Here is a 16,434-nt window from a genome sequence, read left to right as displayed (position 1 = left end):
CCCCGTGAACCCCACGCCCGCCTCCAGCCCCGGGGCCGCCCGTGAGACCGACGCCGTCGGTGAGCCCGCCGGCTCTGAGCCCACCGGCAACGGTCCGGCCGTCAACCCCGCCACCGGCATCGCCCCGGCCGGCCAGCCCCTGACCCAGCTGGGCGGCTCCACGGAGTACCTCGAGCACCTCGAGGACGGCGCCGACCGCACCGTGGCAGGCGGCGAGCGCGCCCTGCGTCGTCGGCCCCTGGACCACGAGGAGTACCACGCCCTCGTCCAGGACCGGATGCGGGACCTCGACGCCCTGGAGGCCGCCGGCGGTGCCCGGCTCGCACCCGGCCACGGGCTCGTCGTCGCCCTTGACGTCGACGGCACCATCCTGGACATGGACGGGCACGTCTCGGAGCGGGTCATGGCCTCCGTCGCCCGCCTGCGCGCCCACGAGGTCCCCGTGGTCATCTCCACCGGCCGCGGGATCGCCGCCACCATGCCGGTGGTGCGCCACCTGGGGCTGTCCACCGGCTGGATGGTGTGCGCCAACGGCGCCATGACCCTGCGGCTCGACCCCGACGCCCCCGGCGGCTACGAGGTGGTCGACTCGCGCACCTTCGACCCTCGCGCCGCCATCGAGACCCTCCACGCCGCCGTGCCCGACGGGATCCTCGCCGTGGAGGACCCCGGCGTCGGCTTCAAGGTCTCCCGGCTCTTCCCCGACGGCGAGCTCATCGAGGACCAGCGGGTCGTCACCTTCGACGAGCTCGTCTCCCGGCCGGTCACCCGCGTCGTCCTGCGGGCCCCGGGTATGCCCGTGGATCGCTTCTCCCAGATCGTGGCCGACTCCGGGCTGCACTCGGTGGAGTACGCCATCGGTTGGACGGCCTGGCTCGACGTCGCCCCCGAGGGCGTCACCAAGGCCTCCGCCCTCGAGGCGCTCATCGCCCGCCTGGGCACCGACTCCACCCATGTCCTGGCGGTCGGGGACGGCTCCAACGACGTCGAGATGATCGAGTGGGCCGGGGCCGGCGTCGTCATGGGCAGCGCACCGCAGTGGGTGCGCGACCGCGGCGATATCCTGACCGAGCCCGTGTGGCGGGACGGCTGCGCGGCCGTCCTGGACGCCCTCATCGAACGAGTAAGGCACCCTTGATGCGACAGTCCCCCCTCCCTGTCTCCCAGCACAACTCCATCCTCGAGGAGCACGCCGCTCGCGCCGCCGGCCCGTCCGGTGGGGCGAGCGCTCCCGGCCGGGGCCGCGTGCGCCGTCGGCTGCGCCGAGGTGGCCGCCTCCTGGCCGCCGCCAGCACCCTGACCCTGGCGGCCGCCGCCACCGCCGCCTGCTCAGCCGGCGGGACGGGCTCGACGTCGGCCACCGGCTGCGCCGCCTACCAGGCCTATCAGGGCCACAAGGGCGCCACCGTCACCATCTCCAGCAGCCTGACCGGCACCGAGGCCGAGCGCTTCGAGGCCTCCGTGGCCGAGTTCGAGAGCTGCACGGGCATCAACGTCGAGCACACCGGCACCACCGAGTTGCGCTCCCAGCTGCTCAACGGCTCAGGAGCCAACCTGTCCACCAGCTCGGGGGCCTCGCCGTCGAGCCAGGACAACCCGGAGAACCTGCCGGACCTGGCCATCGTGCCCCAGCCCGCCATGGTGGCTGAGCTCGTCGACACCGGCGTCGTCCACCCGCTGCCCGACCAGGTCAACAGCAACGTGGAGGCCGGCTGGGACCGGCACTGGATCCAGGTCGGCATCCACGCCTCCGTGCCCTACGGCGCCCCGCTCATGGTCTCGCTGAAGTCCCTCGTGTGGTACTCGCCGGACGCCTTCGCCAAGGCCGGCTACGAGGTGCCCGACACCTGGGCCGAGTTGGAGGCCCTCACCAGCAAGATCCGCTCCGACCACCCCGACGGCTCCGTGACGCCCTGGTGCGTGGGCGCCGCCGACGGGGAGTCCACCGGCTGGGTCCTCACCGACTGGCTCGAGGACGCCCTGCTGGCCACCCAGGGGCCCGGCGTCTACGAGACCTGGGCTTCACACCGGGTTCCCGTCGACTCCTCGAACGCCGTCGAGGCCCTCGGCGCCGTCAACTCCCTGGTCCTGGACAACGGGCGCGTCGTCGGTGGGCGCGGCTCGGTCATCTCCCGCACCCCCGCGCAGGCCGGGGCCGACCTGGCCAAGGGCAGCTGCCTCATGCTGCACGCCTCCTCCTCCTTCGAGAGCCGCTTCCCCGAGGGCACTGTCATCACCGACGCCGACGGCGCCAACCCGGTGACGGTCCAGGCCCCCCGCCCGACCGCGAGCCCCACCGCCGGCAGCGACGGGACGGCCGGGGCAACCGGGGCGACGGCGTCGGCCAAGGGCACGGCTACCGCAGCGGGCACGACGAGTACGGCGGGTTCATCTGGAACGAAGGTCTCGGCCTTCGTCACCCCGGCGGCGGACCGCGGCTCGGAATCGGTACTGGTGGGGACCGACTACCTCGTGGCCTTCACCCGCTCGGACGCGGTCAGCGCGGTCATGGAGTACCTGACCTCACAGGAGTGGGCCCGCACGCGGATGGCGATGGGCGGGGTGGCGACCGCCAACCAGGGTGTTGACCCGGACCTGGCGCCCAGCGACGTCGGCCGGCGCGCCACCAGGCTGCTCCAGTCACGCCAGACGACCGTGGAGATGGATGCCTCGGACTCGATGCCGGTGGGTGTGGGCAGCAGCGCCCTGTGGGTCGGGCTGAGCCGGTGGTCGACCGGGACGGTGACCCCCAAGGAGGCGCTCAAGCAGGCCGAGGCGGCCTGGCCCAAGCAGAAATAGCCCCCCGGGCGGGGTGCCGGGCCGTGCAGCCGGTCTCGGGCGGGGCGCCGTCGGGTGGGAGTGAGCCGCTCACGAGCGCTACGGAGCATTGATCCGCGTCAGGCGGGTCGATAGCCTTGGATCCCCAGCGATTCAAGGAGGACTCATGGGACTGGGATGGTTCGGCGCCCCCGAGCACAAGCGTTGGCTGGCCTACGAGACGCACGCGCTGCTGCACTATGCGCGCGCCGCGCAGGTGCCCACTGGATTCGGGTGGATCGGTCGGGACGGCGAGGTGGACCCCGCCCATCCCGTTGAGCTGTGGGTCACCGGTCGCATGACCTTCGCCTTCTCCCTGGGAGCACTCATGGGGATTCCCGGCTGCCGCCGCTACGCCGACCACGGCGTGCGCGCCCTCAACGGACCCCTGCGCGACTCGGTCAACGGCGGCTGGTACTCGGCGATCGGCCCCGAGCCCGACGCCGAGGGACAGGGCGTCCCGGTGGATGGCGACGCCCGTAAGGAGTGCTACCAGCACGCCTTCGTGCTCCTGGCCGCGGCCACCGCGACAGCCGCCGACCGGCCTGGCGCCCATGAGCTGCTGCGCGACGCCATCGAGATCCAGGACCGCTACTGGTGGGACGAGGGCCAGCAGATGCCGGTGGAGTCCTACGCCGCCGACTTCACCGACCCCGAGGACTACCGGGGCATCAACGCCGCCATGCACACGGTGGAGGCCTACCTGGCCACCGCCGACGTCACCGGTGAGGTGCGCTGGCTGGAGCGGGCCCTGAAGATCACCGACTTCGCCGTCAACGTCCAGGCCCGCGAGCACGGCTGGCGCCTGCCCGAGCACTACTCCGCCTCCTGGGAACCGCGCCTGGACTACAACCGCGACGAGCCCGCCCACCCCTTCCGGCCCTACGGTGTCACGCCGGGCCACGGGCTGGAGTGGGCGCGCCTGACGGTGCAGCTGCGCGGGGCGCTCATCAACCGCTCCATGAGCGCGCCGGAGTGGATGCTGGAGGCCGCCGAGCACATCTTCGATCAGGCCCGCACCGACGGCTGGCGCGTGGACGGCGCCCCCGGCTTCGTCTACACCACGGACTTCGACGGCAAGCCCGTGGTGCACGAGCGCATGCACTGGGTGGTCTGCGAGGGCATCTCAGCGTCGGCCGCCATCCGCCAGGCCCTGCTCGACGACGGTCGCGGGGAGATCGACGTCGAGCACTACGAGCACTGCTATCGGGCCTGGATCGACTACGCCGAGGAGTTCCTCATCGAGGCGCCCGGCGTGTGGACCCATGAGCTCGACCGCGACAACCGGCCCTCGACCCGCACCTGGGCCGGGCACCCGGACATCTACCACGCCCTGCAGGCCACCCTCATGGCGCGCCTGCCGGTGTGGCCGGCGATCGGGCAGGCCCTGGCCGAGGGGCGGCTCGACGAGCCGAACTCCCTGCTCCCGGCGCGCGCCAGCAAGCCGCACCGGCGCGGGTTCTTCGGGCGGGCCTAGGGGCCGGTGCTGAGGTGGGGCCGGGCTGGGCCGCGGGTCAGCGGTGCGGCCGGGCCGCGCGTTCGTAGGGTAGGTCGCGCTGTCGAGGGGTATGGGTACGATCCCGGCACCTACGGTACGAACGCGCGGATCCGGCGCGAGTTAGGTGTACTGATCGGGGAGGTTGGTTAGGCGGGTGAGGGGTACGACCGCGCCGTCGGCGACCGGTGGGCTCGGGCCGGTGGGCTCGCAGTGACCGCGGGCCCGCCGGGATGGTAGGGTCTATGCTTGTCGCGCCCGGTGGGTGCGGCCTGGAGAGGTGACAGAGCGGCCGAATGTGGCGGTCTTGAAAACCGCTGTGCGCCTGGCGCACCGGGGGTTCGAATCCCTCCCTCTCCGCTCAAGTACCGCAGTACCAACTAAAACTCACCGAGGTGTTATGAGTTGGGTGAGTGTGGCGGCGTTTTCGTTGCCGGTGAGCTCGGCGGCCATCGAGTGCAACCTGATGATTCTCCAGCTCGAGAGCCAGTCCCGCATCGGTCTGACGCAGCGGTCAGCCATCTCAGCAATGGCATCTACGTCAATAGTGGGAGAGCTGGGGAGAGGCCTCGACCTTAATGTGGTGACGACACTGTGATGACCAAGAGAGACACCTTCCGCGATACCGAACTGACGAACGGGGGGGACATGACGGAAGATTCTCTAGACATAACAGTCAGCGCTCGGCAGTGGATCGGGTTGTGCGCGTTGGCTGGTGGGTACTTCATCGCTCTCCTCGATCTGACAATTATTAACCTCGCAGTTCCCTCGCTGACACGGGACCTGGGCGCGTCCACAGCACAGGTTTTCTGGGCGGTCAACAGCTACGGTCTCGTCCTCGCACTGGCGATCATCCCGTCAGGTCGTTTAGGTGACCGATTCGGGCACCGACGCCTCTTCCTCCTGGGAACGATCGTCTTGGCAGTTGCCAGCCTCGCCTGCGGTGCCGCGACCTCTCCGTTCGTCTTGATCGCCAGCCGGTTCCTTCAGGGGCTCGGTGCCGGCATGCTGGTACCGCAGACTCTCACGCTCATCGGCGTCACCTTCCCTGAAAATATCCGTGGGCGCGCAGTCGGCATCTGGGGGTCAATTGCAGGAACTGCGTCCGTCGTCGGCCCCCTTGCTGGCGGAGTATTGATTGATGGGCTCAGCTGGCGCTGGGTCTTCCTCGTCAACCTTCCGATTGCTGTTCTTGTCGTGATTCTGGGCATGAGAAGTCTTCCGATCGAGGTGGTCCGGTCCGTGAGGGTTGATTTCGTGGGAACCTTTCTTGCGGGCATCGGCCTTGTGGCACTTCTCTATGGAAGCCTGCAAGGCCCCCATGCGGGCTGGGACCCGCTGACCATTGCTTGCCTGCCGTTCGCTGTGCTCTGCCTGTTTGCTTTCTTCCGGTATGAACGCCGCGCGGATCCGGCGTACGCAGTTTTTCCGCAGTCTCTTCGCAAGAATCCGCGGTTCCTCACTGCTGCCGTATTCGGTCTAATTGTGGCCCTTGGTGTATTCGCCTTGACATTTCTCGTATCGAACTACATTCAGTCCGTGATGGGGCAAACGGCGTTCTGGGCGGGGGTTGCTCTTGCGCCAGCGTCGATTGCGTCCGTGGTCACAGCACCTATTGCGGGCCGCTGGGTTGATGAAGGGAAGGCCCGCCTCGTCCTACAGATCGGCTTCGGGGCGTCCGCGATGGGAACCGCCCTGAGCATACTGATTGCCGCTACTGGGGTTTCTTGGATGTGGTTCCTGGGTGCGACTATCGTTTTCGGCATCGGAAATGGCTTCTTGATGGCGCCACTGACGACAGTAGGTATGGCCGCACTGAGGAGTGACGAGTTCGGTGCTGCGTCCTCCCTTCTCAACGTCCTTCGCCAAGCCGGTCCCGTGCTAGGGGGAGCTGTTGTCGGGCTCTTGATACAGGTGCTCGCTGCCGCGCCTACCGAGTTCGACCCGCTGGGGCTATCAAGGTCGACCGTTGCGTGGGTGCTGAGTGTTCCATTGCTGCTGTTTTTTTATCGGTCTCTTTGTGTATTCGCTCGTTCCGAGGTCGCTGGTGTCGGCAATGGACTGAGGCGGTTTCACGTCAGAGTGCTGCCGAGGGCTTACTTGTGTTCGGGCGAGGCCGCTCACGGGGGTCCCAACCTCACCAGGGCGCAATGCACGAGGGTCGGGACCTACTGGACGAGGGGTGGGTGCACTCCACGAGGTACGGGGGTTCTTGCATTATGCACAACTCCTGGCCAGTAGCCCCCGAGGCTCGTGGAGTAGCCGGCCGGGACCTGGCCGATTGCGCCCGTGGAGGAGGTGCGGGGTCTGCGGCGTCGTCGGCCCCATGGCTTCATGGGACTGTGCTGGTCCTGGTCGGCTTTGGCGGGAGCGGAGGGGGCCGGCTGACTGAATCGGGGACTGCGTTCGGCGCCCGGAACGTACCTTTCCTCCAGATGACTGAGGTCGTGCCCCAGTCATCTGGAGGAAAGCGCAGTCCTCGTCGGCGAAGCACGTCCCCGATCAGGCCCAGCGTGACTACCTTGAGGTCATGTTCCGCGGTTAGATGATGATCGGTTAGGCGAAGGCAGACGTCCGCCTGCCCATTTTCTTGCCGACCTACGTCATCGTGAACTGGGTGCTGGGGTACTGCCGAGACGCATCGAGGCCTGCACCTGGTGACGGGCAGGGTGCCGAGGGTCTTGAGTCAGACGAAGCTCGAGGTATCAGTGGCGCACACACGCAGGCGGTGCCCATCGGGGTCTGTTGCCACAAAGGTGTAGCCGAATTCGAGGACGGTCGGCTCCAGAACCATCGGAATGCCCAGCTTCTTCCATTGCACGTGAAGACGATCGACGTCGGCACGCTCGACGTTGCTGAGACTCAGTTCGGTCCCGCCTACGTATGGCTCGGCAGTGGGTTCAATCTCGTCGGCTGCCTGCAGGCCGAGAGTGACGTCGTCGGACAATGCGAAGACGCTGAATCCTGGATAGGTCTTGATCGGTTCATGACCGAGAATCCGGCTGTAGAAGGTGGTACTCGCCTCGACGTCGGAGACGTAGAGGATGACGCTGTTGGGAACGAAGGCCGTCATGGTGATGCTCCTGAGACTCTCATGGGTATACAAGGTGGGCGGACGGCATCGAGGTTAGAGAGCATTGGTGACACCTTGTGTCATGTACGTGCGAGGATGAGTCGGTGCGTGCTGACCGCTTACTGTCCATGATCTGGCTGCTGCGCACCCATGGTCGTCTGTCCGCCTCAGACCTGGCACAGCGGCTGGAGGTCTCACGGCGTACTGTGTTGCGGGACGTTGAGGCGCTGTCGACTGCTGGAGTGCCGGTATGGTGCGAGCGGGGACCTCATGGGGGAGTAAGAATCGACCCCGACTTTCGCATTGATGTGACGGGACTGAACCGTGAGGAGAGCCGGGCTCTCTTCGCCGGTCTCACCAGCTGGGGTGCTGCGCCACTGGGCCTTGGCGATGCCCTCGCCTCCGCGTCTCGCAAACTGCTCGCCGCCGTCCCCGACAGCCATCGAAGCCGGTCCATGGGCATTGCCTCGCGCGTCGTGGTCGATCCTCAAGGATGGCTTCCCCTGCCCGAGAGCGAGCGAGCCGACGCCGTCTTCCACGCCGTTCAGGAAGCGGTCTTGACGCGTCATCGGCTGCGGATGGTCTTCCGTTATAAGTCGCGGACGACGACGCAGGACGTCGTCGATCCTCATGGAATAGTTGCCGCCGGTCGCAGCTGGTACCTGTGCGCTTCACACGGCGCCGAGGTTCGCTTCACCAGGCTCTCTCGGATCGAAGAGGCCGATGTGCTCTCTGAGGAGTGTTCTGACGACTCCGGCTTCGACATGACTGCGGCATGGCAGAAGCAGCGTGAGGAGTTTCTCGATAGGTTCGAGGCGATCACAGCCACTGTCTGGGTGCGGGACGAGCGTTGGAGCGATGTGCAGGAGTGGACGTTGCGCGCAACGACGACCGATGCCGAGGGTGAACCTCCCGGAGATGACGGATGGACCTGTCTCCAGCTGGAATTCATGGACCACCTGCATGCCATGACGATTCTGCTTCGGCTCGGTCCGGATGCCTGCGTCATCACCCCCAAGCGCCTGCGACAGGACCTCCTCGACTACGTGGACCTTATGCGTGAGCGGTACCGTGCCGATGGGACCTGATGGCGTGCGGTTGAGGCAGCGCGCTCGCACGTGCCCGGACGGCGAGGAGCGGCAGAGCACTGCGCGGCCCGCCGCATGCCCCGCCGGAGGTCGCCCCGGCCTCACAGGCGCTTGAGGGCCTCGCGTCGGCTGAGTGGGGACAGGCCCGGATGTGCCTGGACGAAGGCGCGCACCCAGTCACCGTCCGTGCGCGCGTAGTCGCGCAGCGCCCAGCCGATGGCCTTGCGGATGAAGAATTCCGGGTCCTCCTGGTTGGCCTCGATGACGTTGGTGAGCAGGTCGAGGTCCGTGTCGGCCTTGTGCTGGAGCTGGCAGAGGATGGCGCTGCGCCGCACCCACATGTCCGGGTCGGTGGCCCACACGCGCATGCGGGCCACCGCAGCCGGATGCCCGCGCACTACCAGCCCGACGGCGTGGGAGGTCTCATCGACCAGATCCCACCACTGCCCCGTGCGCAGAAAATGCTCGTAGAGCGTCAGGGACTCCATGCGCGCAGCATGCGAGGCGGAGAGCTTGGCGCGGATGACGGCCAGCGCCGCATAGCGCTCCTCGCGGCGAGCCGCCCCATCCCACAGGCGCCGCAGCGCCACCTCCCAGGTGGCGGCCTCAGCCCACACATCGCTGTGGGCGGCGGCGATCCGTTGCGCAAGGCGCCGCGTGTCCGGGACCCCGACGCCGTACATCGCTATCTCGGACTTCAGGTACGCCCGCTGCTGCTCGGCGCGGGCAGGGTCGCCCGCCTCCGCCAGGGCCTCACGCAGATCGGTGATGAACTCCGCGACCCGCGCATCCGTCTGCCCGCTCTCCGCCATCCTCGCTCCTCCTCGCCTCACGACGTACTTTCACAGACATTCTTCAACATGATGGACCCGGGTGGCGCCCGCCTCCGGGGCTTGACTCCGCAGACCCCGGGTCGTGAACGAGGGCCCCATGACACCTACGCAGCCGGCGGCCTCGTTGCCTCGTCTTGAAGCGCCCGCACCGTGTCTTCGGCGGTTTGCTCACGCGGCATCCTCCCGGTAGGCTGCCCGTGCGTCCTGCGGCGGAGCCGTGGGAAGGCGATGGAGATGTCGCATAGTGGCCTAGTGCGCCTCCCTGCTAAGGAGGTTGGGGTGGAAGCCCCTCGGGAGTTCGAATCTCCCCATCTCCGCCACAGCGAGAGCCCCGGTACGAACCAGCGTGCCGGGGCTTCGTCATCGCCGGAGCACTCGTTGCGGCGGCCCCGCGACTTCCCAACGGCCGGCCGGGCTCTCGAGTCGGCCCGGCGGTCAGGGCGTTCGCCTCTGGCCGATCGGGGTGCCTGTGTGTCTTCCGGTGCGGATCCGGGATAGCGTGATGCTGTACTCGACTGAGAGGGACCTCATGTCTGACCACGACGCAACCCAGCCGCCGACCTCCGGCTCGCCCCGCCCCAATCAGGGCGACGAGTTCAACGCCCGGACCGTCCTCATCAACCAGGACATGCTCGACGCCGCACGCGCCGAGCAGCAGGTTCCGGGGCAGGCGCCCGGTGCCGTCCCTGGTGCGGCTCCCGGCGCCCAGGCCGGATCGTGGCGCCCGGCGCAGCCCGACCTGCCCACCGGGCCGCCCCCTGAGGAACAGACGCGCGCCTTCTCCACAGGTGCCGCGCAGGCGGCCGCCCAGCCCGGTGCAGCGCCCGCTGACCCCTACATCCAGGCCAACCCCTACGCCCAGCAGGGCGGGCTCGGCCAGCCGGGCCAGCCGGGTCAGCCCGGCCGACCCGACCCGGCCGCCGCCGGCGGATTCGGGGGCGCCCAGCCCGGTGCAGCGCCCGCTGACCCCTACATCCAGGCCAACCCCTACGCCCAGCAGGGCGGGCTCGGCCAACTGGGCCAGACCGGCCAGCCGGCGCAGCCCGCCTGGGGTGGGTCCACCGCTGCCGACGGCGCCGCACCCGCGTCGTCGCCCTTCGCCCAGTCCGCCCCCGGCATCCCCTCGGCTCCGGGCACATCCTCAGCCCCCGCCGCCGGTGCGACTCCAGGCGCCGAGGCGAGTCGGGAGACCCCGCACTGGCCGGGGCAGCAGCCGCAGGCCCAGCCGGCGGGCCTGCAGGACCAGCAGCCCTTCGCCCAGCAGCCCGCCCCGCACTCGCACCCCTTCAGCGGTGGGCGTCAGGAGGGCGAGGTCGGCATGTCCTCGGTCTTCCCCACGGCGACCGCACGCGCCGAAGCCGAGCAGGCCACAGAGGCCTTCGTCCCCGCTGCGACTCAGGCGGTCGCCCAGTCCGCGCCGTCGTCCTCCTCAGCCTTCCCGTCGCAGAGCTCGGCACCCCAGTGGGGCTCGGCCCCCTCTTCCGACGCCGCAGCCGGGCAGGCCCCGTCCTTCTCCGACATGGTTCCTACCGCAGCCGGCTCGCCCTTCGATCGGCCGGCAGGAGGCGGAGCCCTGGCAGCAGTGCGGTCCGAGGAGGTCGAGACCGCGGACTCCGTGGGCAGCTGGATGCTGACGATACTGCTGGCCGGCCTCCCAATTTTCGGGTTGGTCTACATCCTCATCCTCGCCTTCGGCAGTGGCCGCTCGGCCAGCAAGAAGAACTGGGCCAGGGCCACTCTCGTCTGGGGGATCATTGCCTCCATTCTGGTCCTCGTGCTCTACGCGGTGCTGGGTAGCGCGGTGCTGGCGGTGGTCTCCTCCAACGCAGGATGAGCGGTCCGCTACGCGTGGTGTGAGCACCGCTGCCGCAGCAGCGCACAGGGCCGGAGCCCCGTCGTCGGCGGGACTCCGGCCCTGTGCCCATCCTCACGGGGATTGGATTTGTCCCCTGGGTGGACGCTGAGTAATGTTCTTCCCGTCGGCAACGACATGCGCCTGTAGCTCAACGGATAGAGCATCTGACTACGGATCAGAAGGTTGGGGGTTCGAATCCCTTCGGGCGCACCAACACCCCGTCATCGGCTGAACAGTCGGAGCCGGGGTGTTTTCCATGTCTGGGACACCCCGGCCCCGACGGTGTGGATCAACTCAGCCGCTGCTGACGCACCCTGTCAGCCAGCCCTCAATCCGACCGGGCGCGCCACTCCGGCCAGTGTTGCCACTCCTGCCGGCGTCCCCACTCCAGCCGGAGCCTGCTCTTCGGCCTGGGGCTCCGGGTTCGCCGCGCAGACCTCGCCGTCGGAGGGAAGCGCTCCCTTGACGAAGTAGTCATTCACCTTCGCGGTCGCGCAGGAATTGAAGCCGGTAGCGCCGTGGCCGTACATGTCGACGCTCAGCAGGTGACTGTTGCGCACCCTCGACACCAGCGCCTTGGACCACGGGTAGGGGGTGGCCGGGTCGTGCAGGATCCCGACGACGAGCACCGGGTTCGTGGCGTCGACGTCGACGTCGACGGGCTCGGTCTTACCAGTGTGCCCCCAGCCGTGGCAGTAGGCGTTGTGCTGGGGCACCAGGCTGTGGAAGACCGGGTAGTCGCGGCGGTAGGAGGCCAGTGCCGCATCCCAGCTCGCCTGGTTCCCGGTGTCGGGGAAGTCGAGGCACCGGTTGGCCGCGAAGCCGTACACGGACTGAAGATGCTCAACGATCTGCGCCTCGGTCGCCGTCGGCCCTCCCTCGCCCGGGAGGAACCCGGCGTTCTTCATCAGAGCGGTGCCGTCGTGCGCGTTCATGGCCTGGGTCAGTCCCTCGTTGAGCAGCGGCCACTTATCGGGTGAGGCGACGACGAGCTCCTTGATCGCATTGGTGGCCTCGGCCCGGTTCAGGGAGTCTGCGCCGTCGGAGACGGTCAGCGGATTGGCGTCCAGGCCGTCGAGGAAGGTGGCGAGCCGGGTGACGGCCTCATCGGTCGAGCCGTTCAGGGGGAATCCGGCCTGACCCTGCTGAGACTCGATGTAGGTGCGCAGCGTCTGCTCCTCGGCTGCCGCATCGCCCTCGAAGGCCTCCTGTCGGGACAAAGCGGGGTCCATGGCGCTGTCCAGGACGACGCGCCCGACGTTGTCGGGGAAGAGCTCGGTGTAGACGGCTCCCAGGTAGGTGCCGTAGGAGTACCCGAGAAAGTTGAGGTCCTGGTCTCCCACCAGGGCCCGCATGACATCCATGTCGCGGGCCACCGAACGGGTGTCCATATGGTCGAGGATCTCGGGGACCTCCGTGTACTTCTGGCAGGTGGCGGCATCGCGTGAGCCCTTCGCGACGATGTCGCCGGCGCTGCCCGGTGTCAGCTGGTTAGGTGCCTCGGCCCGCCCGTCCACAATCGCCTGAACGTCCTCGGGGGACCAGCAGGTGATGGGGGTGGACTGGCCGATGCCGCGCGGGTCGAAGCCGATGACGTCATAGTTCGCCAGGACCCCCGACAGGCCGCCGGTCTTGTAGAGCCCGGCCTGGGCATTGATGAGGGAGATGCCGCTTCCCCCGGGGCCTCCGGGGTTGAGGAAGACCGAGCCCCGAGGGGAGGAGCTCGTCGAGGGCAGCTTCTTGAGGGCCACCGTGATGGTCTTGCCCTGCGGGTGGTCGTAGTCCAGGGGCACGGTCACGGTCGCGCACTGGAAGGCGGTGCCGGTGGCGCCGTCGGGGCAGTCGGTCCAGACGAGATTCTGACGGTAGAAGGACTCCAGCCCCTTGGGGACGCTCGCCCCCGTGGACCCGTTGGATCCTTGGGAACCGTTGGAACCGCTGGAACCGTTCGATGTGCCGCTGGAGCTGTTGCTGCTGGTGGGCTGGGAGGTACCGGCGGCGCTGCCGGCGTTCGTGCTGTTGTCCAGCACGACGGCGTGCTGGGCTCCTTGCGCGGACGGGCTGGCGATGGCTGCGGCGCTCGTGCCGAGCATGCTGCAGGCGGTGAGCGCACCGAGCAGGGTGAGGAGGGTCAGTCGTGAGGTGGTCTGGGGTGGCGAGGATGTTCGTAGGTGTCTCATGGCTACGATTCTCCCGTCTCCAGGAAGAATAGACCATGCGGTTGACTGGACGGATGGTGTCGGGGTAGCCCGACACGGCGTCATCCCCACCCCCCAGACGGGGCAGCACGCCCGTTCAGACCGTGGCGGCCTCGAAGGCCTGGGTCAGGTCCGCGATGAGGTCGTCGACGTGCTCGATGCCGACGCTCAGGCGCATGAGCCGGTCGGTCAGCCCGTAGGAGGCGCGCACCTCGACGGGAACGTCCGCGTGCGTCTGCACCGACGGGCACGTCACCAGCGATTCCACGCCGCCCAGGGACTCGGCGAAGGTGAACACTCGCACCGAGGCCAGGAAGCGGGCCACGTCCACCGACTCGGCCAGATCGAAGCTCACCATGCCCGAGTGTCCCGGGTAGAGCACCCGCGTCACGTAGGGGCTCGAGCGCAGGAACTGTGCGATCGCGGTGGCGTTGGCCTCGTGACGCTCCATGCGCAGCGCCAGGGTCTTGAGGCCGCGCAGTAGCAGGAAGCAGTCGAAGGGACCCAGTGTCGCCCCGGTTGTGTTGAGCCGGTAGTTCAGTCGCTCCGCCAGGGCGTCGTCGGCCACCACGGCCACACCCGCCATGACGTCGTTGTGCCCGCCCAGGTACTTCGTGCCCGAGTGGACGACGACGTCGGCCCCCAGCTCCAGGGGCCGCTGCACCACCGGGGTGTAGAAGGTGTTGTCCACGACCAGCCTCGCCCCGGCCGCATGGGCCAGCTCGGCCGCCTCAGGGATGGAGATCTCCTCCATCATCGGGTTCGTGGGGGTCTCGATGATGACCAGGTCGGCCGGGTCGGCCAGGGCGCCGCGCAGCCCCTCCAGGCCCAGGACGAAGTCGACGCGCGCCGCCCCCTCCTCGGCCAGGACCTCCAGGAAGCGGAAGGAGCCGCCGTACAGGTCCCGCAGCGCCACGATCCGGCTGCCGTGCGGCGCCAGCGTGCGGGTCACCAGCTCCAGGGCCGCCATCCCCGAGGACAGGGCGAAGGCCGCCGTCCCGCCCTCCAGACGGGCCAGGGCGTCCTGGAGGACGTCTCGGGTAGGGCTGGCCGTGCGCGTGTAGTCGTAGCCCGTCGACTCGCCCAGGCCCGGGTGGCCGTAGGCGGTCGACAGGTGGATCGGCGTCGTGATAGCCCCCGTGGCCGGGTCGGTCCCGGTGCCTGAGCGCACCAGCAGCGTCTCCAGGCGGAGCTGCGGGTCCGGGGCCGACGACGTCGGGTGGTGGTGGACGGGGAAGGTGCGGGCGGCCGGCGGCTGGGAACACTCGGTCTGAGCAGTGGGCTGGGGCGCGGACGGACTGGTCATGAGCGGTTTCTCCTCATGGGCGGGGCAGCGGCGGGAAGACATGATGACTGACGGTCGACGGCGGCGCGGCCGGTGACCGGTGACTGGACGCCTGCGGGACGGCACCCTTGGTGCGGTCCGGGCGAGCCGGCTCAGGCGGACAGGGCGGCGGGGCTCTGCCCGGCCCGTTCGGCGGCGCGGGCGGTCACGGCGACGACGGCCGCCTCCAGGCGGTCCAGGGCGGCGTCGAGAGTGGCGCGGGGGCAGGCGACGTTGATGCGGGTGAAGCCCTCGCCGCCGGCCCCGAAGATCCGGCCGTCGTCGAGCCAGAGCCCGGCCTCGTTGAGCATGACCTCGTCGAGCTGCTCGGGCTTGAGCCCGGCGGCCTTCAGGAATCCCGAGCAGTCCAGCCACAGCAGGTAGGTGCCTTCGCAGGGGGCGGCCTCGATTCCCTCGATCCGCTCCAGGCGCGCCTCGACATGGGCCCGGGCGGCCGCGATGTGCTCGCGCAGGGCATCCAGCCAGGCGTCCCCGCTCTCGTAGGCGGCCCGGCAGGCCGTCAGGCCCAGGGTATTGGGCTGGGAGTAGCCGGTGGTGGCCAGCTCGCGGCGGAAGGCCCTGCGCAGGTGGGCATCGGAGATGAGGATGTTGGCGACCTGCAGACCGGCGAGGTTGAAGGACTTCGACGGCGAGGTGCAGGTGATCGTGTGGGCGGCGGCCGCCTCGCTCAGGGAGGCGAAGGGCGTCGTCGCGAAACCCGGCAGGGCCAGGTCCGCGTGAATCTCATCGGCCACGACGACGACGCCATGGCGGGCCGTGACCTCCTCCAGGGCCGCGAGCTCCTCCCGGCTCCAGACCCGGCCCACCGGGTTGTGCGGGTTGCACAGGAGCAGCAGGCGCGCACCGGTCGCCTCGATGGTCTCCTCCAGGGCGGCCAGGTCGCGGCGATAGACGCCGTCGGCGTCACGCACGAGGGGGACGGCGGCCACGGTGCGCTCGTTGACCTCGACGACGTCGCGGAAGGGGTAGTAGACGGGCTCCTCGATGAGGACCGCCTCACCCGGTGCGGTCAGGGCCCGTACTGCCAGGGCCAGAGCCGGCACGACGCCCGGGGTCACGGTGTTCCACTCGGCCTCCACCTGCCAGCCGTAGCGTCGGGAGAACCAGCCGGTCAGGGCCGTCCGGTAGGCCTCGTCGGGCTCGGAGTAGCCGAAGATGCCGTGGCGGGTGCGCCACAGCAGGGCACTGGTGACCGCCGGCGCGGTGGCATGGTCCATGTCCGCCACCCACAGGGGCAGGACGTCCTCGGGGCGGCCGCGCTTGACGGCGGAGTCCCACTTGAGGCTGGCCGTGCCGCGGCGGTCGGGGACCGCGTCGAAGACGGTCGGGTCAACGGCGGGGGTGGTGAAGAAAGTGGCCGCGGGGGAGGAGGCGGTCGGCGCGTGGGGGGCTGTGAGGTCGGGGCGGGCCGGACAGGCGGAGTCAGTGGAGTCGGCGGAGCTGGAGACGGGGGTGAGGCGGGTGTGCATGACAGGAGGTCCTCTCGGGTGCCCTGATGGCGGTGACGCCCGCGAGCGCAAGGCACTGCTGCGGCGTCGGGCTCAGGGGTGGCCGGCGCGCGGGCCGGCCGAGGTGGCGGGTGACTGGAGGGATGAACACGGGGCGGCGGGCCTCCGCGGAGTGCGACGAGCCGGTCTCAGGCGGCTCGGACTCTCACCGTTACGTGTCAGACAGCGACGGCTGGCGCTGTCAGCGCATGCACATTCGACCCTCGCCAAGGGTGCGCACCA

The 16,434-nt window shown here is 69.1% G+C and carries 11 protein-coding genes and 3 tRNA genes; 9 read left to right on the top strand and 5 right to left on the bottom strand.

Features of this window, described 5'->3' with window-relative positions; genetic code table 11:
* The first annotated feature begins 4 nt into the window (after positions 1–4).
* The 5 genes from FK267_RS01155 (at position 5) to FK267_RS01135 (ending at position 6,553) form a co-directional block, all read left to right on the top strand.
* The gene (locus tag FK267_RS01155; protein WP_141405889.1) at positions 5–1,138 is read left to right on the top strand and encodes an HAD family hydrolase; all 1,134 of its coding nucleotides are present in this window, start codon (positions 5–7) and stop codon (positions 1,136–1,138) included.
* Entirely contained in the window at positions 1,138–2,799 is a 1,662-nt protein-coding gene (locus FK267_RS01150) for an ABC transporter substrate-binding protein (protein ID WP_141405888.1), read from the top strand. Before FK267_RS01155 ends, FK267_RS01150 begins: the two co-directional genes overlap by 1 nt.
* 145 nt (positions 2,800–2,944) lie before the next feature.
* Positions 2,945–4,294: an AGE family epimerase/isomerase gene (locus FK267_RS01145; RefSeq protein WP_141405887.1), complete on the top strand. Its 1,350-nt coding sequence runs from the start codon at positions 2,945–2,947 to the stop codon at positions 4,292–4,294.
* A gap of 292 nt (positions 4,295–4,586) precedes the next feature.
* Positions 4,587–4,672: transfer RNA gene (locus FK267_RS01140), tRNA-Ser, on the top strand.
* A gap of 237 nt (positions 4,673–4,909) precedes the next feature.
* Positions 4,910–6,553, top strand: a complete 1,644-nt coding sequence (locus FK267_RS01135; protein ID WP_232622466.1) for a DHA2 family efflux MFS transporter permease subunit — start codon at positions 4,910–4,912, stop codon at positions 6,551–6,553.
* 445 nt (positions 6,554–6,998) lie between these two features.
* On the opposite strand, the gene FK267_RS01130 is transcribed toward FK267_RS01135, so the two are convergent.
* On the bottom strand, positions 6,999–7,385 hold the full coding sequence (locus tag FK267_RS01130) for a VOC family protein (protein WP_141405886.1): 387 nt from the start codon (positions 7,383–7,385) through the stop codon (positions 6,999–7,001).
* Positions 7,386–7,489: 104 nt separating this feature from the next.
* Here FK267_RS01130 and FK267_RS01125 point away from each other — a divergent pair, with 104 nt between their 5' ends.
* Entirely contained in the window at positions 7,490–8,473 is a 984-nt protein-coding gene (locus tag FK267_RS01125) for a helix-turn-helix transcriptional regulator (protein WP_075378762.1), read from the top strand.
* A gap of 101 nt (positions 8,474–8,574) precedes the next feature.
* On the opposite strand, the gene FK267_RS01120 is transcribed toward FK267_RS01125, so the two are convergent.
* Complete coding sequence (locus tag FK267_RS01120) at positions 8,575–9,285, bottom strand: DNA alkylation repair protein (RefSeq protein WP_141405885.1); 711 nt, start codon at positions 9,283–9,285, stop codon at positions 8,575–8,577.
* Positions 9,286–9,536: 251 nt separating this feature from the next.
* Here FK267_RS01120 and FK267_RS01115 point away from each other — a divergent pair.
* The 3 genes from FK267_RS01115 to FK267_RS01105 all read left to right on the top strand — a co-directional run bounded on the left by FK267_RS01115 (position 9,537) and on the right by FK267_RS01105 (position 11,374).
* A tRNA-Ser gene (locus FK267_RS01115) sits at positions 9,537–9,626 on the top strand.
* A gap of 209 nt (positions 9,627–9,835) precedes the next feature.
* On the top strand, positions 9,836–11,140 hold the full coding sequence (locus FK267_RS01110) for a hypothetical protein (RefSeq protein ID WP_232622465.1): 1,305 nt from the start codon (positions 9,836–9,838) through the stop codon (positions 11,138–11,140).
* 158 nt (positions 11,141–11,298) lie between these two features.
* A tRNA-Arg gene (locus FK267_RS01105) sits at positions 11,299–11,374 on the top strand.
* 104 nt (positions 11,375–11,478) lie between these two features.
* On the opposite strand, the gene FK267_RS01100 is transcribed toward FK267_RS01105, so the two are convergent.
* The 3 genes from FK267_RS01100 to FK267_RS01090 all read right to left on the bottom strand — a co-directional run bounded on the left by FK267_RS01100 (position 11,479) and on the right by FK267_RS01090 (position 16,173).
* A complete protein-coding gene (locus FK267_RS01100; protein ID WP_141405883.1) occupies positions 11,479–13,341 on the bottom strand; it encodes an alpha/beta hydrolase in 1,863 nt (620 codons plus the stop codon).
* Between the two features lie 115 nt (positions 13,342–13,456).
* A complete protein-coding gene (locus FK267_RS01095; RefSeq protein WP_141405882.1) occupies positions 13,457–14,665 on the bottom strand; it encodes a PLP-dependent transferase in 1,209 nt (402 codons plus the stop codon).
* A 131-nt stretch (positions 14,666–14,796) separates the two neighbouring features.
* Complete coding sequence (locus FK267_RS01090; protein WP_141405881.1) at positions 14,797–16,173, bottom strand: MalY/PatB family protein; 1,377 nt, start codon at positions 16,171–16,173, stop codon at positions 14,797–14,799.
* Between the last annotated feature and the right edge of the window lie 261 nt (positions 16,174–16,434).

It is taken from the genome of Actinomyces oris (assembly GCF_006546825.1).
Lineage (GTDB): Bacteria > Actinomycetota > Actinomycetes > Actinomycetales > Actinomycetaceae > Actinomyces > Actinomyces oris.
The sequence above is the reverse complement of the archived record's forward strand: the minus strand, read 5'-3'. Positions and strand labels throughout refer to the sequence as shown.